The sequence below is a fragment of the Streptomyces sp. HNM0645 genome, assembly GCF_030056615.1.
Taxonomy (GTDB): domain Bacteria; phylum Actinomycetota; class Actinomycetes; order Streptomycetales; family Streptomycetaceae; genus Streptomyces; species Streptomyces marianii.
The window spans coordinates 56,851-77,329 of the sequence record NZ_JASHLT010000012.1; the positions used below are offsets into that span (position 1 = coordinate 56,851).

Consider the following 20,479-nt stretch of genomic DNA (forward strand, 5'->3'; position numbering starts at 1 on the left):
ACGTGCCCGCGTCGCCGGCCGGTGCACGGCTCCGGGTCCACGTGGCGGGCCGGGGGTACGGTTACCGGCCGCTCGGCATCCTGCCGCTGCCCGAGCCGCGGTCACGGCCGTCTCGCCACCGAACGGCACGAGCAGCGGGCCCGTGCCCCGTCCTCCGGACGCCGGCGTCGTCTCCGACCAGGGCAGGTCGTGTCCCATGCGGTCGCGCTTGGTGCGCAGGTACCGCAGGCTGTGCTCGCCCGCGTGCAGGGACGACGTGGCCGGGGCGGACGGAGTCGGCCGCGTCCGCCGTGCCGCCCGCCGGCAGCCGCAGGGTGGTGGCGCGGTCGGCGGCCGAGATGCCCGTGGTCACCCCGTGCGCGGGCCCGGCGTCGACGGAGACGGTGAACGCCGTGCTCATCGACTCGGTGTTGTGCGCCACCATCTGGGGCAGCTCGAGCCGCTCCAGCTCCTCGCTCTCCATGGGCGCGCAGATCAGTCCGCGACACTCGCTCATCATGAACGCGACGATCTCCGGGGTGGCCTTCTCGGCGGCGATGACGAGGTCGCCCTCGTTCTCGCGGTCCTCGTCGTCGACGACCACGACGGGCCGACCGGCGGCGATGTCGCGAATGGCCCGCTCGACCGGGTCGAGCACACGGCGGTGCGGCCGGACCACGACCACGAGGAACATTCCCACTGCCAGCACAGCGGCGACCGCGGTCGCGGCCAGGACCGTCGTTCCGCTCCTGGTCGGGAGGAACTCCGCATCGTCGATCATCAGCAGCGTGACGAAGGCGAGCCCCGCAGCCAGGGCGACACCGAGCGCCCCGACCGCAACCGCCCGGTCCCGGCGACCGGGACGCGCCCGGATCACCCGCTTCAGGGCCAGAGTCCACAGCGCGGCCGTCACCGCGCACATCACCGTCAGGAAGACGGCGTGGTAGACGCCGGCGGCGTTCAGGTGGTGGGGCTCGGGGTGCGCCCAGGTGAGTTGGTGGGCTTCGTCCATCCACCGGACGAGCTGGGTCATGGCTCCGAGCGTGCCGCCCGCCGTCGCCGCCGCCGTCGCGTGGCGTCGCTCGAGCGCTGCCCGTGGGAGGCAGGCGGCGGCGAAGACCAGCGCGCCCGTCATGACCGGCAGAGCCAGGCCGTCGCCCCACGTTTCGCACAGGTCCGCGAACATCCCCGGCAGCCGGGGATCGACCTCCATGGCCAGGTGGAAGACGAAGAGAGTGCCGAAACCGGCGGCCAGCACGGCCAGCCCGGCGGCCGCAGCCCTCAACGTCGGTGTGCATGTCATCGGCGCGTCCTCACAGTGGCTCGGCGGGCTGCCACCAGGGCCGAGGCGGATCGCTCCACACCCCGCCGACCTGCCCGCGGGAGTTTCCGGGTCCGCCGTCCTGCACCTGCACGGATGCTCTCCGACAGCGGCCCCTTCACGGTTGCCCGGCGCACCGCTCCCCCGCTTCGGCCGATGGGCGGACGGGCCGGTGGAGAGCCCGTTGGCCCGAACCGGCGACACGACCTGACACCGCTGCGCGCGCCCGGCCGCTGAACGTCTCCGCCCTGGGCGGAGAAGGCCCCACACCGCCTCGCGAGAGGCCGACCGACGTCCCGCGCAGGCCCGGGGGAGTGGGCCCGTGGGACTGAAACGCCCTCCCGGGCGGACGAACCGACGGACGGCAGGACGGGACGGCCCACGTCACCGGTGCCGACGACCGGTTCCGGTGGCAGCCCCGGCCCGGAAACGGAGGACGAAGAGCGGAGGAACGCGTACACGTCGCCGGTCGGGTGCCTTCACCGCACGGGAGGGACGCGTACGGCCCGGCCATGCAGCGATCCGGGTGCGGCCGGTGGGCCCGGCCGCACGAGGAGGAGCCCGGCGTACCTTGACGGAACATCAGCTCCCCTGGGTCACCGGACGGTACTCGGCCCAGGTCTTCGGGGTCTCCGACACACGCACGGCGCTGAGTTCGGGAATGCGTGGCGACCACGTCTCGTGCACCCACATCGCTATCTGTTCCGCGGACGGGTTCCGGTCCGGGAGGCAGTCGTTCAGATGGCGATGGTCCAGAGCGGAGTCGATCCAGTCCTTGAACTCGGCCAAGTCCCGGTAGTCGCGGACGAATCCGGCATCCGTCAGCTCGTCCGGCGCGGACGACAGTTCGATGACGAGGATGTAGTTGTGTCCGTGCATCCGGGCACACGGATGTCCCTCCGGCAGCCGATCGAGCTGATGGCTCGCGGAGAAGTGGAATTCCTTGGATATGGTCAGCACGGTGAACTCCTGCCTGGTGCTTGACGGATCATGGGACGGGAGCGAAGTACGGCTACGCCGGCCCGCTCCCCGGGGCCGGGGCCGCTCCTTTCAGTGCGCGCCGACGGCGGACGAAGACCGCGAGAAGGAAGAGCGCGGTCGCGAGGACGGCCAGACCGAGGACTGTGAACGTGGCCTGGTAACCCTCGTGCAGGGCCTGGACCTCGGAGGCGAGAGGGTCGGCCCCGGCGGTCCTGGAAGCGGCCAGGCCGGTCAGCAGCGCGAGGCCGAACACGCCTCCGATCATTTTCGCGGTGGTCACCAGGCCGCTGGCCGACCCCGAGTCCTGATGCGGTACCCCCGCCGTGGCAGCCTGCGTGATCTGCACGAACGCGATGCCCAGCCCACCACCGATCAGGAGTGACGGCACCATGGCCTCCTGGAGGAAGGTCCCCTCCCCCGGCGCTCCTCCCAGCCACAGCAGCCCCGCGGCCAGTGCGGCCAGTCCCATCCCCAGGGCCGTAGGCGGACCTGCGCGTCGCGCGAGCCGGGGCGCCAGGGTGCAACCGAGGACCGCGGCCACCGAGAGGGGGATCTGGCACAGAGCGGCGGCCCTCGGGCCGTCGCCGAGGATCTGCTGCTGGTACAGGGAGAGGAAGAAGAACATTCCCGTGATCACCATGCCCAGGACGGCCATGGCGATGTTCGCGGGACCCACGAGTCCTGTGGAGAACACACGGAGGGGCAGCAGCGGACGATCCCTGCGCTGCTCGGAAGCGGCGAAAGCGGTGAGCAGTACGGTGCCGACGGCCAGGGGCAGCAGTACGGCGGGCCGCGTCCAGCCGGAGCGCCCGGCCTCGGTCATCCCGTAGGCGAGGGCGAGCAGCCCGACCAGCATCAGGGCGGCCGCCTTCAGATCGTGGCGGGACAGCCTGCGGCCGTTCCCGGCGTCGGCCGGTACACCCGCCGCACATGCCAGGGCGAGCAGCAGAGCGAGGGCCGACGTCGCGTAGAAGATGCCCCGCCAGCCCACGGCCTCGGTGAGCAGGCCGCCCAGCAGCACTCCCGTCCCACCGCCGAGCGAGGCACCCGCTCCCAGGATTCCGAGGGCCTTGTTCCTGCGGGGTTCGGGAACGAGGGCCATGAGGAGACAGAGCACCGCGGGCTCCGCCAGGGCGACCCCGGCTCCCTGCAGTGCCCGCGCCGTGATCAGCGTTCCGGCACCGCCCGCCAGGCCGGCCATGACGGACGAGCCGCAGAGCACGGCCAGGCCGGTCAGGAGAAGCCTGCGCCGGCCGGTGATGTCCATGGCCGCTCCGGCCGGGAGCAGCAGGGCGGCGATGGCCAGCACGTAGGCGGTGACGACCCAGGACAGGTCCACGGGCGGCAGGTCCATGGCCTCGCCGATGGCCGGGAGAACGATGTTGATGTTCGACGCACTGAACATCACCAGGAACTGCGCGGCGGCGAGTATCGCCAGCGGCGTCCGCAGCGACGTCGGCCCGGACGACGGCGCCCGTCCTCGCCCGGGCGGAAGGGCGGGTGGGGCCGTGGGCACGGGGAACGCGCGGGCGGGCCGATCCATCTGATGTCTCCTCGGATCATCCGGCACATGCCGGTGAGCCTTTCCGGCCGCGGCACCGGCTCCGTCGGAAGGAGCCGTCGGGGGGGCCGGCGCCTCGTCGCGGTCGGTCGGCACACCGCCCGGGACGCTCGGACCTCTGTGTGGCCGCCGGGCGGTCGGACCGAGCGACGGGCAGCCGGCGTGTCAGCCGTTCACCACGGCGACGGCGTCGTGGCTGTGGATGCTCTCCAGGTTCCTCACCGTGACCCGGTGGGCGAGGTCGCGGCTGCGGCAGGCGGCGGACACCTCTCGCGCCATGTCTTCGACGAAGACCGGGTTGTCGTAGGCCTGCATCGTCAGCACACGCTCGTCGGGGCGCTTCACCAGCGGGACGACGGGCGCCGAGGAACAGGCCGTGGCGAGGCCGACGAGCTCGCGCACCCGGGCCGGGTACGCCGAGTCCCCTTCGCCCGTCACACGCAGTGTCACCTCGCTGCGCTGGTTGTGGGCACCGTAGTCGGAGATGTGCTTCGAGCAGGGGCACAGACTGGTGACTTCACAGGTGACGGCGGTGTCCAGACGCACCCGACCCGCGTCCCAGTGCATCGCGAACAGGACATCGTGCACGGCCCAGGACGGGATTCCGCTGGCGGGCGCCACGACCTCGTGGGCGACGCTCGTCGAGAGATGCATCGAGAGTCCGGGGGTGTCGAGGGCTGCGGCGCCGGCCTTCAGGACGGTGCCGACGGCCCTCGGGTCGAAGTCCTGGAGGAATTCGTGCACGAGCGCGACCATGCGGCTCATGTGCGTGCCTCGGCGGTCGTGCTGCAGCCGTGCGGTGACCATGACGTCCGCTATGCCCTGCTGGCGGAGGTCGCCGTCGTCGAACGTCACGGGGTACCGGAGTCCGCTGATACCGACCTGGTCGATCTCGATGCCGCGCCCGTCTCGTTCGCTCTGGACGTCGTGCAGATCGCCGGCCGCGGCGGCGGGGGCAGGGCAGGGCGAGTGAGAGTCGCCTGCGCGGGTTCGGAGCATCGGCCTGTCCCTTCGTGGGGTCTGGGCGAGGTGCCGGAACCGGACTGCTGTTCCCCTCTCGCCCAGAGGCTTCGGGTGGGTGCCACTCCAGGCTCAGGCCTGGCGTCGGCTCCGCATACCGTCGATCGGCCACCCCGTCACCCGAGACGGCCTTCCCCCGGCCGGAGGACACCGGGCAGGCACGAGCAGGACTCCCACCGGCCCGGGCGGGCCGCGGACGGACCGCGAACGCCGCCCGGCCCCGAGCCGTGGGCTTGAGCCCGCCCGGCCGTGGACCGGGCTCGTACCGTCGGCGGACCGCGCCGTACGGGCAGCAGTTCCCGGCGTCGCCCCCGGTGCCGCGGAGCGCCGGGGCCGGCACGGGAGGACGGGGGACGACGGCGGACGCACGGCCCTGTACATCGCACCCTGGAAGTGCTGTCATGCACGCGACACACCGCACGCCGACGCTCCGCTCGACGTGCACCCGAACCCCGAGGAGGACGGTCATGACTCCGAGACCAGCACACTTACGCCTGCCGATGGCAGGGGCCGCGGCTCTGGCAGTCACATGCCTGGCCATGAGCCCCGCTTCGGCCGCCGGCACCACCCTGGACATGGCCTGCCAGGCCAGCCCGCCGATCGGCTCCGCGCAGACGTTCGACCTCTCCGCCGGTGTCGACGCCAGCGCGCCGGACACCGTCACGCCCGGCGGTTCCCTCTCCGTCACGCTGGCCCCCGAACCGATGACCGTCCCCGGGTCGGTGAGCGGCTACACGGTCAAGTCGATCAAGAACATCACCCTCAAGGCCCCCGTCCCGACCAACGCGACACTGACCGACGCCCGCCTCACCGGCGGCTCCGGAATCGGCTCAGGAACCCCCTCCGTCAGCGTGAGCGGCGGGGAGATCGTCATGTCGGTGCCCGGACCGATCGGCGGCGGGCGATCCTTCACCCTGCCGGCACTGACCATGGACCTGACTGCCGGAACATCCGGCGGGGCCATCGAGACGCGGCTCGCCGGCTCCAGCTACAGCAGTCCCGGCCTCACCTTCACCGCCAGCGTCCCGATCCTCTTCGTCACCGTCAGCGTGCCGACAGCCTGCTACCCCTCCCCCAACCCGGTACTCACCTCCACGGCCATCGGCTGACCCGGGAGGCCACCGGGGCCATCGGCGTTCTCCGCGTCACCAACAGGCCGGGGCGGGCGCACCGGGCGCGGACGGCGCGGGAACCGAGCGCACCGCCGCACACGCCCCCGCGGACCTGACGGTGGCGCGGTTCGACGGTCGGTCCGCGGTGGGGGCGGCCCACCGCATCGGCGGGTGGGCGGCGACGACGCGGCGGAAGAGGCCTTGCACGGCGGTGGTCACGTCGGTGTCGGTCCGGGTGTGGTGGCAGGGGCCGGTGTAGGCGTGGGTGAGGAAGTCGGCGGTGAGTTCGGGGTCGGGAACGTCGAACTCACCTGCCGCATGGCCTTCCGCGAGGAGGGTGACGAGCAGGTCGCGGGCGGCGGTCCCGGGTTCCTCGGTACTGCCACGGGGTTCGTGGAAGAGCCGGCGGTAGGACTCGTGGTGGTCCTGTTCGGCGGCGATCCAGGCGGCGACGAGCCCGTCGAGACGTTCGGTCCACGTCAGCCCGGGCTGCTCCAGGGGGGTGGTGGGCTGCTGGAGCATGCGGTCCCACATCTCGGCCTGGAGCGCGGCCAGGAGTTCCTGCTTGGAGTCGAAGCAGAGGTAGACCGTGCCCTTGGCGACCCCGGCGCGAGCGGCGACCCTGCTGACGGTCAGCGCCTCGCGGCCGTCGTCCAGCAGCAGTGCCGCCGTGGCGTCGAGGATCTGGTGGCGGGCGTCCGGGGGCTGGAAGCGTCCGGTCGGCTGGGCGGGGGCGGACCTCTCCGCGGGCACGGTCCCTCCTACGTCGTCGGTCGGCAGACCGACCGGTGACCGGTCAGCCGGAAGCCTCCAGGGCGTCATGCGGCTTGCGGGCGATGACGATGACCGCGTGGTCCTCACCGGGGTGCTGGATCCTCGGCACGACCTGCCGTTCGGCGCGCACGACGTCCAGGCCGAGTCCGGTGAGGGCTTCGGTCAGCTCGGCGAGGGTGACCAGATCGCCGGGCTCGGCCCAGTCGCAGGCCTCCTCGTCCCATTCGCCGAGGGCCAGGGTCCCGCCAGGAGCGAGTGCGGCGGCCAGGACGGCGAGGGTGGCGGTGCGGGCCGGGCCGCGGGGCGGCAGGGCGTAGGAGCTGAGGACGAATGCGTAGGTGGTTTCGGGTCGCCAGGTGGCGCTGTCGGCGACGGCCAGTTCGACCCGGTCGTCCAGGCCGCGGGCGCAGGCGGCGGCGCGGGTGGAGGCGATGGCGCGGGGAGCGAGGTCCACTCCGGTGACGCGCCAGCCGCGTTCGGCGAGCGCGAGGGCGTTGCCGCCGGAACCGCAGCCCAGGTCCAGGGCCCTGCCCGGGGGGAGGTCGTCGGCGGGGGCGAGGAGCGTGGGGTCGGGATCGGAGGTGTCGCTTCCGTCGCCGGTGTAGAGGTCGTCCCACTCGAAGTCCGGGTACGAGGCCGCCCCGGGCCCGTGGGCATGGCCACTGTCGTGCGTACCGCAAGCGTGGCCGGTGTTGTGGGTCACAGTTCCTCCAGCGGGAATGGGATCAAGCGAATGACCGTTGGTCAGTAGTATGACCATCGGTCATTCGTTTTCGTCAATCCCTTCGGAGGCATCCCGTGGACCCCACAGCCCAGTACGACACCGTGATCATCGGCGGAGGTCCCGCCGGCCTGACCGCCGCGCTGACCCTGACCCGCTACCGGCAGCGCACCCTGGTCGTCGAGTCCCCCGCCCCGCCCCGCAACGCCGCCTCCCGCGGCGTGCACGGCCTGATCGGCCTGGAAGGCGCCACCCCCGACGAACTGCGCTCCCGCGCCTGGGAGGAGCTGCGCCGCTACGGACTGGCCCGGCGGCTCGACGCCACGGTCAGCGAGATCACCCCGCTGAACGGCGACGGATTCCACGTGCGAGCGGACGACGGGAACACGGCGTGGGGCCGGAACGTCATCCTGGCCACCGGCGTCATCGACCAGCGCCCCGACGGCGTGGAGGGCTTCGCCGCATGCTGGGGCCGCACGGTGATCCACTGCCCGTTCTGCATCGGCGAGGAGAACGCCGACCGCACCTGGGCCCTGGTCTCCGACGACCCTCACTACCTCGGCATGGCCGCCACAGCCTTCCGCGCCTGGACCGACGATGCCATCGCCGTCGCCCCGCCCTCGCTGCCCGGCGCCGACGAACTGCGCCGAAGCCTGCGCAAGCAGGGCAGCGACCTCGTCCAGGGCGAGATCACCCGCCTGCACCACACCGACGGCGACCTGCACACCGTGGAGCTGGCCGACGGCAGCCTCCTGGAACGGCGGACCCTGCTCTGGCCGCAGCCGCAGCGGCAGGTGCCGCTGGTGGAGCGCCTCGCCGAAGACCACGGCCTGGCCCTGAACGACGGCTACGTCACCGTCGACGACGGTCGCCAGACCAGCATCTCCGGGCTCTACGCCGCCGGCGACCTGACCGGAAGGACCTGGGAACAGGGAGCGGTTCCCGCCGTCACCGCCGGAAGTGCCGCCGCCGACGCCATCCACTTCGCCCACCTGGCCTGACCTCCCCAGCACCCCGGGCGACCGCAGCGGTCACGCTTGCAGCCGCCTGCGGGACGGTCGGGGACGGGAAGGCCCGCACCGGAAACGGTGCACGGCGTCCCGTCCCCGACCCCACACGTGGAAGGCCGTCGTCGACCGCTCCAGCCGACGGATCTCCGGCGCGGGACACCGGCGGCGAGCCGAGGGCGGGATGTGCGCGTGGGCCCCCGGCGAAGGACGTCGACCACATGTGCGATCGGTCGCTATGATCACGCCTGGCAGGACCGTAGCGCAGTGGTCGTCGCGCCCGAACGTCAAGTAGGAGGACGCCGGTTCGAATCCGGTCGGTCCTGCCGCCCTCTCTCCCTGTGGAGGACGCCGAACGCCGGACACCGGCGACAGACACCGGTGGAGTGGTGATGACGCAGCCGACCCCCGCGCGCCGCCCCTCGATCGAGCACCCCGGCATCCCGCTCACCGCCCTCGCCCCGCTGCCGGCCGGGCCGGCAGCCGGTCAACCGGACTGCTCCCATGAGGCGTTCCCGCTCGGTCCCCTGAGCCCCTACGGCCGTGTCGGCCTGTGGAGGCAGGGTCCCCGCCCGAACGGTGCGACCCGTCCGCTGCCCGTGGCCGCCTCCACCCCGCACGCCCCACAGGTGCCGCTCGGCACCAACGCCATCGGCAGCACCGGCACCCGCACGGTGGCCGGTGCCCTGCCCGGCAGCCCGCTGATCCGCCGGGAACCGCGCCGTACCGGCCCCACCCACCGCGGCGCCGAGGCGCTTCCGGCGGCCGTTCCCGACGGTTCGCCCCGGGAGTGCACGGGGCGCGGCCCCGGTCTCCCCCGCAGGGGGAAGCGCCGCCACCACCAGCGGCTGCGGCCCGTCTCGGCACCCCCCGCACACCGCGACCCGCGTGCGAAAGGAAGTGTCCACCGGTGAGCTCCTTCCCGCCCGAAGCAGCAGCGGCCTGGCGACGGATCCGCCACTTTGCCGTGCCCCCGTGGATGATCGAGCAGGCCACCGCACACCGCCTCGCCGGGGACTGGGCCGCCGCCTGCGCCGCCGCCCGCGTCGACGTCGCCTTCGTCCCGGCGGAGATCGCCGCCCGGCACGGCGCCGAGACCGCCGCCGCGCTCCTGGACGACCTGCGCCACTTCGTGCCCGACCTGCTGCGCTGGCATCTGCCCCGTTACGCACGAGGCGGGCACACCCGGCTCGTCCCAGGCAGGACCGTTCTTCTGGCCCGCTACGGTCCGCCCGCCGAACGGCCGGCCGGACCCCTGCTCTTCGTCACGACCCCGAGCCGGCCGGAAGGCCCCCAACGGCTCGCGCTGCACTGCGCGGTCGCCGGAGTCCAGGAGTTCCTCGGCGACACCGGTCCCCGTGTCCACGACTGGACCTCGGCCCGGCACCTGTGGGACGCCCGGCACACGGCCGCGCTCCGCGAGCGGTGCGGCGGCGGCCGGGACCGGGCGCCGTTCTGCCGCGTCGACGGCACGCCTCTGCCGCCGGAGGAGTTGCCCACGGCCGATCCCGGCTCCCACGATCCCGCGGCCCGAACCGAGTGGATCACCCGGCTGCACGAGCACGGCGAACTGGAAGCAGCGTTCGCCGCCGCGGGCATCGGCCTCGACCTGACCCCGCCCGCCACCAGGAGCTGGTATCGCGTCGACCCCGAGTCCCTGCTGCGTGAGTGCCCCCTCAACCTCCCCCGCCTGACCCCCGAGTTCCGGCGCCTCTCCCAGAGGCGAGGGAGCAGCCGCTTCCAGATCCCGCTGAACTACGGAGCCGCCATCCTGCTGGAGCTCTCCGAGCCCGGTCCGGCCGGAACGCTCCGGGCGAGGCTGGCCGCGCCCGACCGGCTCGCAACCGTGCCGCACGTGCCCGAAGTCTTCTGGCGCCGACTGCCCGACCTCGATCTCGTCCGGAGCGGGCAGGTGGCACCCGCGCGGTTGCACCCACTGGTCGCCCGGGCTCTGTTCCCCGCCCTGGAGATCGCCGACGGCGCCGCGGGACCGCCCGGTCCGAAAGCCCCCGAGCCGGTCCGCGTGCGTTGCCGGGGCGAGTGGCACCGGGTCGCCTGGGCCGACGGCGGCCTCCGGATGCCCCACGCCGAGGAGGAACAGCGCCGGGAACGCGCCCTGCGCGCCCTCGGCGGCGCCGTCACCGGCTGCTTCGCCGTGCAGCCGGCCTGGACGTCCGCCTCCGGCAGGCTGCCGAAGGCACTGCGCGCCCAGCGGGCCGATCTCTTCCGGCACGCCGAGCACGGCGACGCACCGGGCGTACTGGCCCTCCTGGACGCGGGCGTCGACCCGCACGTTCGGGACGGTGCCGGGCGCACCCTGCTGCACGCCCTCCACCTCCTGGACCACGAGGAGTTGCTGCCCCGGCTGCTGGCGGCGGGAGCCGCCCTGGAAGCCACCGACAACTCCGGCCGGACGCCGCTGTTCACGACCGCCTCGGAAGGCGGATCGCGCACCCTGGTGGAGGCGTTGATCGCCGCCGGAGCGAGAATCGACACGGTGGACCCGTCGGGCATGTCCCTGGCCCACGTCGTCAAACTCCGCAGGAGGGGCGACCTGGCCTTCCTCCGCGACCGAGTCCGCGCGGAGCATCCCGGCCTCGGCGACGACAGGTGGGAGGCACGGGCTCGCATCTCGACGACCAGGACGACGAAGACGACCGATGAGGACACGCACACGTGACCGCCGCCACCGGCCTGCCCGGCCCGTCTCACCCGGCCGGTCCGCTCGGGGCTGCCGACGCGCCCGACCGCAGTCCGGGCACCACGCGTACCGAGCCGTCCGCCAATCCCGGGCTGGAGGCCCTCGCCCTCGCAGTGACGGCCAACCAGCCGGTGCTGCTGTGGGGCGAGCCCGGCAGCGGCAAGTCCGCCGGACTTGAACAGCTGGCCGCCGGGCTCGGCCTGCCGCCGTGTGGGTGCACGAGGCGTCCCACCTGCTGCGCGACCACCACGGCCGGGCCGACAGGCTCCCCTTGACCGACCGGCTCGACCGCTACCGCGTCAACGTCGCCCAGGACTGCGAGATCAACGACGACCTCCTCGCCGACGGTCTTCCCCTCCCCGAGGGGCGGATGGAGCCTCGCGGCTTCGGCCTGCCTGAAGGGCAGTTGTTCGAGGCGTACGTTGACCGGCTCCCGCCCGGAGTGCGCGCACCCGACTGCGGGTCCGGCGCCCACGGCCAGACAGTGCCGTGGGAGCCGGGCGGACCGCACGACCCCGCCCGCCTCGGCCCGGCCGAGACGGAGGCCCTGCGCCGCGCCACCGCCGAGGCGATGCGGGCCCACCAGCGAGCCCGGGGGCACCCTTCCCGCGGGCTGGCGGCGCTGGGCGGAACAGATCCTGGAACCCACCGTGGACCGGCGGCAGGCGCGGTACGGGCGGCCGCGGCATGGCCGGGCGGCGCCGTCGACTACACCTACCGGCGCCCGTCCCGCCGCACCCCGGCGCTGCGCGGGGTGATCCGGCCGAGCCTGCGCCGCCCGGTGCCGCTCGTGGCCGTCGTGGTGGACACCTCCGGCTCCATGGGCGAGGACCAACTCGCCGCCGCCATGGCCGAGATCACCGGAGTGCTGCGGGAGGTCGGAGTGCGGGGCAACCGGGTCACGGTGCTGGCGTGCGACGCCGATGTGCACACCGTGTCCCGGGTGACCTCGGCCGACCAGGTCGAACTGGCCGGCGGCGGGGGCACTGACATGCGCGCCGGCATCGGGGCGGCCCTCGCCCGGCCCGACTTCGTCGTCGTCCTGACGGACGGTCAAACACCCTGGCCCGACGCCGAACCGTCCTCCTGCCGGATCGTCGCCGCGCTGGTCGGCTCCGCTGCTCCGGCCCCTCCCTGCTGGGTGAAGACGGTACGGGTCCCACCGGACGGGCTCTGAACTCCGGCGAGACGTCGGGCCGCACGGCCCTGGCGCACGCACAGGTCCACGTCGTCGGCGTCCAGGCGCAGCGTCGGGGACGAGCGTTGGCCGACGACGCGTTACCGGACGACGACCCGGTGGCCGACGTCTGTGCGGCACCCGGGTCCGGACGTGAGCCGTGCAACCACGTGGGGAGACGTTGCGGTCGGGTTCCGTACGCGAGGACGCGGCTGCCGTCGGGCAGCCGCGTCCTCGCCTGTGCCGGTCAGACCCCGGCCGTCTCGGGCTCGCGGGCGGGTTCCGAGGACTCGGCGGTGCCGCCGAGTTCCTTGCGCAGCCTTTCGCCCTCGACGTCGACGTTCGGCAGGATGCGGTCCAGCCACGTGGGGAGCCACCACGCCTTGGTGCCCAGCAGGGCGAGCACGGCGGGCACGATGGCCATGCGCACGACGAAGGCGTCGAAGAGGACCGCGATGGCGAGGCCGAAGCCCATCATCTTGATCATGTCGTCGTTCTCCATGATGAAGCCGGAGAAGACACTGATCATGATGATCGCGGCTGCCGCGACGACCCGACCGCCGTGGGTGAAGCCGGTGGTGACCGACTCGGCGGCGGACGATCCGTGGACGTAGGCCTCGCGCATGCGGGTCACGAGGAAGACCTCGTAGTCCATCGCCAGGCCGAAGACCACGCCGATCATGAAGATGGGCATCATCGACATGATCGGACCCGGCTGGTCCACACCGAACACGTCCGCGAGCCAGCCCCACTGGAACACCGCGACCACCGCGCCGAGCGCCGCCGCCACCGAGAGCAGGAAACCCAGGGCCGCCTTCAGCGGGACGAGGACGGAGCGGAACACCAGCATCAGGAGCAGGAAGGCGAGACCGACGACCAGGGCGAGGTAGGGGATCAGCGCATCGTCCAGGGTCTGCGAGAAGTCGATCGTCATCGCGGTCATGCCCGTGACCAGGATGGTCGCGCCCGTCTCGGACCTGATGCCGTCGGACAGCGAGCGGATGTCCCTGACCAGTTCCTCGGTGGCCGCGTCGCTCGGCCCGGTCTTGGGCACGACGGTGAGGACGGCGGTGTCACCCTGCTCGTTGAAGTTCGCCGGGGTGACAGCGGCGGCCTCGCCCAGGTTGGTGATCTCCTTGACGACGGTCGCGGCGGCGGCCTTCGCGTCGTCGGCGCCCCGCGTGTCGACGGTGACCATCAGCGGGCCGTTGAACCCTGCGCCGAAGGACTCGGACAGCATGTCGTAGGCCTTGCGCCGGGTGGTGTCGGGTGCCGAACTGCCCTCGTCCGGCAGGCCCAGCTCCAGACTGGTGGCCGGCACGGCAACGACGCCGAGGCCGATGACCGCGGTGAGCAGCACGGTCACCGGACGGCGCAGGACGAAGCGGGCCCAGCGAGTGCCGAGCTTGGGCTCGGCGGACGCCGTCCGCTGTCCGGCGGCCGCCTTGCGGTCCCTGCGGCTGAGTGCCCTCTTGCCGGCGAAGCCGAGCAGCGCCGGGGTCATGGTGAGCGCGATCAGCACGGCGATGCCGACCGTGGCGGCGGCGGCCAGGCCCATCTTGGTGAGGATCGGGATGTTGACCACCGCGAGGCCCGCCAGGGCCACGACGACGGTGAGTCCCGCGAAGACCACGGCGGAGCCGGCGGTGCCGACCGCGCGTCCCGCGGCCTCCTCGGGGGTGCGGCCCTCGGCGATCTCGGCGCGGTAGCGCGAGACGATGAACAGGGCGTAGTCGATGGCGACCGCCAGGCCGATCATCATGGCGAGCGTGGAGGTCGTGGCGGACAGTTCCAGTGTGCTGCCGAGCGCCCCGATACCGGAGATGCCGATGCCCACACCGATGATCGCCGAAAGCAGCGGCATTCCGGCCGCAACGAGGGAGCCGAAGGTCAGCAGGAGCACGACGGCAGCAACACCGAGGCCGATCAACTCGGCGGTGCCGCCCATCTCCTGCTCGGCCATGACCGCGTCGCCGCCGGTTTCGACGGTGAAGCCGGCGCTGCGCGCGTCGTCGGCGGCCGCGGTGAGCGACTCGCGGGCCTGGTCGGTCAGCTCCATGGCATTGACCGTGTACGTCACCGAGGCGTACGCGGTCGTGCCGTCCTCGCTGACGGCGCCCGCCTCGAACGGGTCGGCCACCGAGGCGACCTGCGGGCCGTCGCCGAGGGAGGTGACCAGCTCTTCTACGGTGGCTCTGCCGGCCGGGTCGGAGATCTTGCCCCCTCCGGGGGCGCGGATCACCACACGCGCCGTGGCGCCTTCCGCGCCGGCCGCCGGGAAGCGCTCGTCGAGGAGGTCGAACGCCTTCTGGGACTCGGTGCCGGGCATGGAGAAGGAGTCTTCGGGAGGGGCGGGCGCGGCGGACGCTGCAACGCCGGCGCCCACGAGTACGGCCACCCACAGAAGGGCGATGAGACCGCGGCGCCGGAACGCGCGTCGGCCGAGTCGGTAGAGGAACGTAGCCACCTGGGACCAATCCGTCGGATACGGGCAGGACGAGACCCGGCAGATGGGATGGAGGGCTTCTGACCGGGCTACCCGTTCATGCTCGCCCGGGTTCTGCCTCATTTGATCCGCCCCTGGGGCTGGACCGGCGTACTGCATTGGGTGTAGCGCGTCTCCGTGCTCCTCTCCCCCGAGGAGTAGATCCGAGGATGGGTGTACGCCACATTTCGTTCCTTCACCGAACCAGTGCCTGTCAGCCGACCACCGGCCGTCGCGTTCCCCCGGGGCCGCACCGGACGATTCGGAGCGTCCCCGATCAGGTCGGGGCCCTCGTGAACGCGGATGCCCCCTGAGGGCGGCCTCGGCGCCGGACACGGTTCCGTCAACTGCACGGTTCCGGACCGGAGTCGGTGGTGACCACACCGCGTGCCCGTCGGGAGAGGGATGAGGTGGCGGCGGAGGCCGGATCGAACCGCTCCTGCCGGCCGGCCAGCATCTCGAGGGCTCAACGAGGCGTCAGGGTCACCGTGCCGGCCGTGGAAGCGCACTTCCGGCCGGCCCCGCCCCGGCCGCCGGCCGCCTTCCGGGACTTCCCCGACCAGCACGGGGTCTCTCGGTTGAAGTCCCGGCGGACCACCAGTGGTTGACCTCGGCGTCCACCGGATCCCGACGGAGTCGAACTCAGGAGGTCGCTCGAGCGGCGGAGACCGTGCTGGAGGAGGGACCGATGCCCGCGCCCGAACCGGTTCCGGCGGTTGGTCCGGTGCCGCCGGAGGGCAGCGCGACGCAGTGCCGGCGGCCCTTGCTCCCCTCGGCCGATCCAACCTCTCCTCGTTCGTACACTCCAGGCGCGCCGGAGCCCGGGCATGGGTGCACAAGGAGGACGTCGGCGTCATGATCAACGCAGGTGGGAGTCCGCGGCCTCAACCGGCGTTGAGCGCCGCCCAGCGAAGAGAAGGGCACGATCATGAACGATTCCGCCCCGGTCCCGGACGGCTCGGGAGTGCCGTCCCCATCTGTCGGCCGCTCGGCTCTGCGGGTGTTCGTCCTCTCCGGCTCGTCCCGGACCGGCTCCCTCAACGAGCGCCTGGCCGAGCTCGTCGGCAGGCTCGTCGGGCAGACGGGCGCCCTGGTCGATCTCGCCGGCCTGCGCGAGTTCGCCGTTCCCCCGTACGACGGGGACGCCGAGGAGGCGGAAGGGCCGCCCCCGGGCTCCGCCGCCCTGCGACAGCGCATCGAGGCCGCGCAGGCCCTCGTCATCGCATCCCCCGAGTACAACGCCTCGGTACCGGGCACCGTGAAGAACGCCGTCGACTGGGTCTCCCGCTTCCGGCCGCAGCCGTTCAAGAACAAGCAGACGCTGCTGGTCTCGGCGTCGCCGTCCATGGTGGGCGGCAACCGGGGCCTGTGGGCCCTGCGCGTACCACTGGAGCACCTTGGGGCTCGCGTCTACCCCGGGATGTTCAGTCTCGCCGCCGCTCACCAGGCCTTCACCGACAGTGGTGACCTGACCGACGGCGGGCTCCGGGAGCGTCTCGCGGAGACCGTGGACTCCTTCCTGGACCTGGTCGAGGCGGACATCCAGTACCCGTGCCTGCAGCATCGCTGGTACGAGTTCCTCGGCGACCGCAGCAGCGCCCCGGTCACCCAGCGCGCCGAATCCTGAACCCGGATCACTGGTCCCGATCCCCGGGATCCCGGTGTGTCGACGGTGGGCCGCCGCCACACGGTCGGGCTCGGCTGCCGGATCCGCGAGCGACGCGACTGCGCACAGCGGGACCGCCCTCCGGACGGCGGACGGCGGACGGCGGACGGCGGACCATCGCCCCGACCGGCGTACGTGCGTGCGGTATCCGGCGGAGACCCATCGGAGGTCGTGACCGGAGCCGCCGGCACAGGGGCCGAACCCGTCGGCGCGGCCGCGGTTTCCGCCCATCCGAGCCCGCTCATGCTGCTCGCCCACCTGATCGCCGGGCTCGGTGCCGCCTGGTGGCTGCGCCGACTTCTGGGCGCACCCCTGTCGGCGGCGCTGCACGCTCTGTTCCTGCTGCGGCGGTGGTCGCGGTTCGGGGCGTTGCTTGCACGCCGCCGCATTCCGCTGGACCGCGGCGCGGACCGCGAGGTGCCGTACCGCACCCGGGTCCTGGAGCACATGGTCGCCCGACGTGGTCCGCCGGTGCTGTTCGCCCACTGATCCGACCGCGGCGGTGCCGACGCACCGCTCGCCCGGCCGGTGTTCCCACCGCCCGTGAAGCCGGACCATCCGGCCGCACTCGGCGGCTCTCACGCGTACCCCGGCTTCCGGGCGGCTCCGCCCGTCGCACCAAGGACCGATCGCTGGCGCGCGTCCTTCCGGCAGTGAACAGCCCCAGCCCCCTTCTGCGTGCGGGCCGGGCAGGACTTCAGGAGCTGAACCCACTCATGAGCACCACATCCGACGCCTCTCCCAGCGGAACTCCAGCCGCCGACTCCCCGGACGAGGAGCCCACGTCCGACCGGTCCGGCAGGGCCCCGTCCGCCACCCCCGCCAACGGACGCACACGCTCCGGCTGGTGGCCCCTGCTGACCCGGCTGCACTTCTACGCCGGCGTCCTGGTCGCCCCGTTCCTGCTGGTAGCGGCGCTGACCGGGCTGGCGTACACCGCCGTTCCCCAGCTGGACCAGCTCGTCTACGGCAAGGAGCTGCGGGTGGAGGGGATGGGTGGGACGGCGAAGCCGCTGACGGAGCAGATAGCGGCCGCCCGGGAGGCCCACCCCGAGGGCACCGTCCTGTCGGTCATTCCGCCCGAGGCTGCCGACCACACCACCAAGGTCGGGCTCTCCGTCCCCGAGCTCGCCGAGCAGGACAAGCAGCGCACCGTCTACGTCGATCCCTACACAGCCGAGGTACGCGGCACCCTGACGACCTGGTTCGGCTCGACGCCCCTGGCGACCTGGCTGGACGACCTGCACCGCAACCTCCACCTCGGGAAGACGGGCCGGCTGTACTCCGAACTCGCCGCGAGCTGGCTGTGGGTGCTGGTCCTGGGCGGTCTGCTGCTGTGGTTCGGTCGACGCCATGGCCCCACCACCGAGACCGACGACGGAGACGGGCGGCAGGCGTCGTGGCGCGCCCATCCGCCGCAGTCCGGCTCGGCCGACGCCGCCCGGCTGTCCGTCATGCCCCTCGAACGCGAAGGCGGACAAGCGCAGTTCATCGTCCACGACCACCCGACCAGCCCAAGGGCTCCGCTCTCGAACCCCTGCCGACCGGGCTGCAGGACGATCTCGGCCGCGACCGTTTCACCCACGCCACGGCGTCGGCCCTCAGACCTGCCGCCGAAAGCTTCGGCTGACACTTGCGTTCTGTGGGGCGGCGTCCGGTGGGACGGGCCGCCGCCCCGCTCGAGCGAGGCGGCGGCACAGGAGGTCAAGGCAGCAGGACGGCCTTGCCCCGGTTGCGGTGGGCTTCCAGGTCGGCGTGCGCCCGCGCGGCTTCCGCGAGGGGGTAGGTGCGCCAGACCGGGACGCTGAGCCCTCCGCCCGCGGCCAGACCGACCAGCTCTGCCAGGGACTCCCCGGTCCGGCTGCCACCGCCCGCGCTGAAGCGGACACCGTGCCGCGCGGCCGTCATGTCGGCGATGGTGACGACGTGCGCGCTGCTGCCGGTCAGGGCGACGGAGTCGGCGAGCACCCCGGCGCCCGAGGCGTCGAAGACGAAGTCGACTCCGTTCGGAGCCACGGCCTTCACCCGGTCCGCCCAGCCGTCGCCGTAGCGGACGGCTCCGGCTCCGAGCGCGGCGAGACGGTCGATGTCGTGTTCGCCGACCGTTCCGACAACGGTGACGCCCCGGGCGACGGCGAGCTGGACGGCGATGATGCCCACGCTGCCTGCGGCGCCGTGGACGAGCAGGGTCTGCCCGGGCCGCACGTCCAGTTCCGCCAGGACGCGTGCGGCGGTCAGACCGACCGTGACGATCGAGGCGGCGACTTCCCAAGGAACCGCGTCGGGCTTGACCACCGGCAGGTCGAGCAGGGCGTACTCGCCGTAGCTGCCGCCGGTGGTCGCACCGAGCACCGCGTCGCCCACGGACGCGCCGGCTCCCGCGCCGACGGCGTCGACGACACCGGCCGCGTCCAGGCCGGGGGTCACGGGGAAGCGGGCCGGAATGCTGCCGGCCATCAGCCCGGACCGGATCTTCATGTCGAGGGGGTTCACGGAGGCGGCCCGCACGCGGACGCGGACCTGGCCAGGGCCGGGCTCCGGAGTGGTGACCTCCGACAGCCGCAGCACGTCGGGCGTGCCGAACTCGGAGAAGGTGATCGCTTTGGACATCAGGAACTCCCGGGTAGAGGTCTTGCCTGGCAACCGTCTGGGTCGTCAGCCGGTCAGGGCGGGGTAGTCGGTGTAGCCGCGGTGGTCGCCGCCGTAGAAGGTGGACGGGTCCGGAGTGTTGAACGGGCCGCCGGCGGCGAGGCGGTGGGGAAGGTCGGGGTTGGCCAGGAACAGCGCCCCGTAGGCCACCATGTCCGCGCTTCCGTCCTCGACCAGCCTCAGGGCGTCGGGACCGGTGGCGTCCGGGTGGGTGAAGGGATTGAGGACGAACGTGCCGGGCCACGCCTTGCGCAGCCGCGGCGTCAGCTCGGGGTCGGGGCCCTCCATCAGGTGCAGATAGGCCAGGTCCACTCCGGCGAGCCGCGCCAGGAGCGCCTCGTAGACCTCGCCGGGGTTGGTCTCGACCATGTCGTTGTACGGGTTTCCGGGCGAGATCCGCAGGCCTACGCGCTCCGCGCCGATCGCCTCCGCCACGGCGGTGGCGACCTCGGCGGCGAATCGGGTCCGGCCCTCGGCGCCCCCGCCCCAGGCGTCGGTGCGCCGGTTGGTGTGGTCGGAGAGGAACTGGTGGATCAGATAGCCGTTGGCGCCGTGGAGCTCCACACCGTCGAATCCGGCCTCGATCGCGTGCTGCGCCGCGGTGGCGAAGTCGGCGATGGTCTGCCGGATCTCCGTGTCGCTCAGCTCCTTCGGCGTCACGAACTCCTTTGGTCCTTCGTGGGTGAAGACCCGGCCCTTGGCGGCCACCGCCGAGGGCCCCACCGGCACCAGGCCGTCGGGCAGCAGACTCGGATGACCGATCCGCCCGGTGTGCATGAGCTGCGCGAAGATCACGCCGCCCTCGTCGTGCACGGCGTCGGTCACCTTCCGCCACGCCCGCACCTGTCCGGGGGTGTGCAGGCCGGGGGTGTCGGGGTAGCCCTGGCCGATCGGCGAGGGCTGGATGCCCTCGGTCACGATCAACCCGGCCGTGGCGCGCTGCGCGTAGTACGTCGCCATCAGCTCCGTCGGCTCGGCGCCGGGCCCGTAGGCACGGCTCCGGGTCATCGGCGCCATCACGATGCGGCTGGCCAGACGCCTGCCGCCCAGCACGATCGGATCGAACGCGGAGGTCGCTGTGGTCATGGTGAGTTCCCTCGGGGTGGGTGGTGATGCGCGGCACGGGCACGACGGGGTATCCGCACCGACAGAGATACCTGTCCGAACAAGTAAATCACCTGTCCGGACAACCAACCACCCCCAACCTCGCCCTTGAGCTCATCCGTGAAGCGACCAACACCAGCGTGACGACCGAGAGAACATGACCTGACCTGCTCTTATGTGAGACCAGGTCGAGCCGTCCCCCGTCACCCGAAGACGCGGTA

General features: G+C 72.7%; 16 protein-coding genes, 1 tRNA gene and 2 pseudogenes. 10 read left to right on the forward strand and 9 right to left on the reverse strand.

The features are described 5' to 3' along the window. Window positions 1–151 precede the first annotated feature (151 nt). The 4 genes and pseudogenes from QMZ92_RS09825 to QMZ92_RS09840 all read right to left on the reverse strand — a co-directional run. Window positions 152–673, reverse strand: a pseudogene (locus QMZ92_RS09825) (3,4-dihydroxy-2-butanone-4-phosphate synthase); the annotation flags it as partial. A 1,209-nt stretch (window positions 674–1,882) separates the two neighbouring features. Further along, window positions 1,883–2,260: a 6-pyruvoyl trahydropterin synthase family protein gene (locus QMZ92_RS09830; RefSeq protein ID WP_283296862.1), complete on the reverse strand. Its 378-nt coding sequence runs from the start codon at window positions 2,258–2,260 to the stop codon at window positions 1,883–1,885. 52 nt (window positions 2,261–2,312) lie between these two features. Beyond that, window positions 2,313–3,824, reverse strand: coding sequence for an MFS transporter (locus QMZ92_RS09835; RefSeq protein WP_283296863.1), 1,512 nt, complete (start codon window positions 3,822–3,824; stop codon window positions 2,313–2,315). A gap of 183 nt (window positions 3,825–4,007) precedes the next feature. Continuing rightward, complete coding sequence (locus tag QMZ92_RS09840; protein ID WP_283296864.1) at window positions 4,008–4,841, reverse strand: GTP cyclohydrolase I FolE2; 834 nt, start codon at window positions 4,839–4,841, stop codon at window positions 4,008–4,010. Between the two features lie 560 nt (window positions 4,842–5,401). On the opposite strand from QMZ92_RS09840, the gene QMZ92_RS09845 reads away from it, so the two are divergent. Continuing rightward, window positions 5,402–5,971: a cyclase gene (locus tag QMZ92_RS09845; RefSeq protein ID WP_283296865.1), complete on the forward strand. Its 570-nt coding sequence runs from the start codon at window positions 5,402–5,404 to the stop codon at window positions 5,969–5,971. A gap of 36 nt (window positions 5,972–6,007) precedes the next feature. Here QMZ92_RS09845 and QMZ92_RS09850 read toward each other — a convergent pair whose 3' ends face one another. Further along, complete coding sequence (locus tag QMZ92_RS09850) at window positions 6,008–6,727, reverse strand: TetR/AcrR family transcriptional regulator (protein ID WP_283296866.1); 720 nt, start codon at window positions 6,725–6,727, stop codon at window positions 6,008–6,010. A gap of 43 nt (window positions 6,728–6,770) precedes the next feature. Then, window positions 6,771–7,451 carry an SAM-dependent methyltransferase gene (locus tag QMZ92_RS09855; RefSeq protein ID WP_283296867.1) on the reverse strand — a complete coding sequence of 227 codons (681 nt, stop codon included), beginning with the start codon at window positions 7,449–7,451 and terminating at the stop codon, window positions 6,771–6,773. Window positions 7,452–7,546: 95 nt separating this feature from the next. On the opposite strand from QMZ92_RS09855, the gene QMZ92_RS09860 reads away from it, so the two are divergent. The 6 genes and pseudogenes from QMZ92_RS09860 to QMZ92_RS09885 all read left to right on the forward strand — a co-directional run bounded on the left by QMZ92_RS09860 (window position 7,547) and on the right by QMZ92_RS09885 (window position 12,354). Then, the gene (locus QMZ92_RS09860; protein ID WP_283296868.1) at window positions 7,547–8,470 is read left to right on the forward strand and encodes an NAD(P)/FAD-dependent oxidoreductase; all 924 of its coding nucleotides are present in this window, start codon (window positions 7,547–7,549) and stop codon (window positions 8,468–8,470) included. A 259-nt stretch (window positions 8,471–8,729) separates the two neighbouring features. Further along, a tRNA-OTHER gene (locus QMZ92_RS09865) sits at window positions 8,730–8,802 on the forward strand. A 66-nt stretch (window positions 8,803–8,868) separates the two neighbouring features. Next, a complete protein-coding gene (locus QMZ92_RS09870) occupies window positions 8,869–9,390 on the forward strand; it encodes a hypothetical protein (protein ID WP_283296869.1) in 522 nt (173 codons plus the stop codon). After that, the gene (locus QMZ92_RS09875; RefSeq protein WP_283296870.1) at window positions 9,387–11,156 is read left to right on the forward strand and encodes an ankyrin repeat domain-containing protein; all 1,770 of its coding nucleotides are present in this window, start codon (window positions 9,387–9,389) and stop codon (window positions 11,154–11,156) included. Before QMZ92_RS09870 ends, QMZ92_RS09875 begins: the two co-directional genes overlap by 4 nt. Further along, window positions 11,153–11,380 (forward strand): annotated as a pseudogene (locus QMZ92_RS09880) (AAA family ATPase); the annotation flags it as partial. The gene QMZ92_RS09875 and the pseudogene QMZ92_RS09880, both read left to right, overlap by 4 nt. 68 nt (window positions 11,381–11,448) lie before the next feature. Then, entirely contained in the window at window positions 11,449–12,354 is a 906-nt protein-coding gene (locus tag QMZ92_RS09885) for a vWA domain-containing protein (protein WP_349307714.1), read from the forward strand. 247 nt (window positions 12,355–12,601) lie between these two features. On the opposite strand, the gene QMZ92_RS09890 is transcribed toward QMZ92_RS09885, so the two are convergent. After that, entirely contained in the window at window positions 12,602–14,821 is a 2,220-nt protein-coding gene (locus tag QMZ92_RS09890; RefSeq protein ID WP_283296871.1) for an MMPL family transporter, read from the reverse strand. A gap of 946 nt (window positions 14,822–15,767) precedes the next feature. On the opposite strand from QMZ92_RS09890, the gene QMZ92_RS09895 reads away from it, so the two are divergent. The 3 genes from QMZ92_RS09895 to QMZ92_RS09905 all read left to right on the forward strand — a co-directional run bounded on the left by QMZ92_RS09895 (window position 15,768) and on the right by QMZ92_RS09905 (window position 18,313). Continuing rightward, the gene (locus QMZ92_RS09895) at window positions 15,768–16,466 is read left to right on the forward strand and encodes an NADPH-dependent FMN reductase (protein ID WP_283296872.1); all 699 of its coding nucleotides are present in this window, start codon (window positions 15,768–15,770) and stop codon (window positions 16,464–16,466) included. Between the two features lie 210 nt (window positions 16,467–16,676). Next, window positions 16,677–16,994, forward strand: a complete 318-nt coding sequence (locus QMZ92_RS09900; RefSeq protein ID WP_283296873.1) for a hypothetical protein — start codon at window positions 16,677–16,679, stop codon at window positions 16,992–16,994. 227 nt (window positions 16,995–17,221) lie between these two features. Beyond that, on the forward strand, window positions 17,222–18,313 hold the full coding sequence (locus QMZ92_RS09905; protein WP_283296874.1) for a PepSY-associated TM helix domain-containing protein: 1,092 nt from the start codon (window positions 17,222–17,224) through the stop codon (window positions 18,311–18,313). On the opposite strand, the gene QMZ92_RS09910 is transcribed toward QMZ92_RS09905, so the two are convergent. Both QMZ92_RS09910 and QMZ92_RS09915 read right to left on the reverse strand, forming a co-directional pair. Further along, window positions 18,210–19,115, reverse strand: coding sequence for an NADP-dependent oxidoreductase (locus QMZ92_RS09910; RefSeq protein WP_283296875.1), 906 nt, complete (start codon window positions 19,113–19,115; stop codon window positions 18,210–18,212). The genes QMZ92_RS09905 and QMZ92_RS09910 overlap by 104 nt on opposite strands. 45 nt (window positions 19,116–19,160) lie before the next feature. Continuing rightward, window positions 19,161–20,240 carry an alkene reductase gene (locus QMZ92_RS09915; protein WP_283296876.1) on the reverse strand — a complete coding sequence of 360 codons (1,080 nt, stop codon included), beginning with the start codon at window positions 20,238–20,240 and terminating at the stop codon, window positions 19,161–19,163. Between the last annotated feature and the right edge of the window lie 239 nt (window positions 20,241–20,479).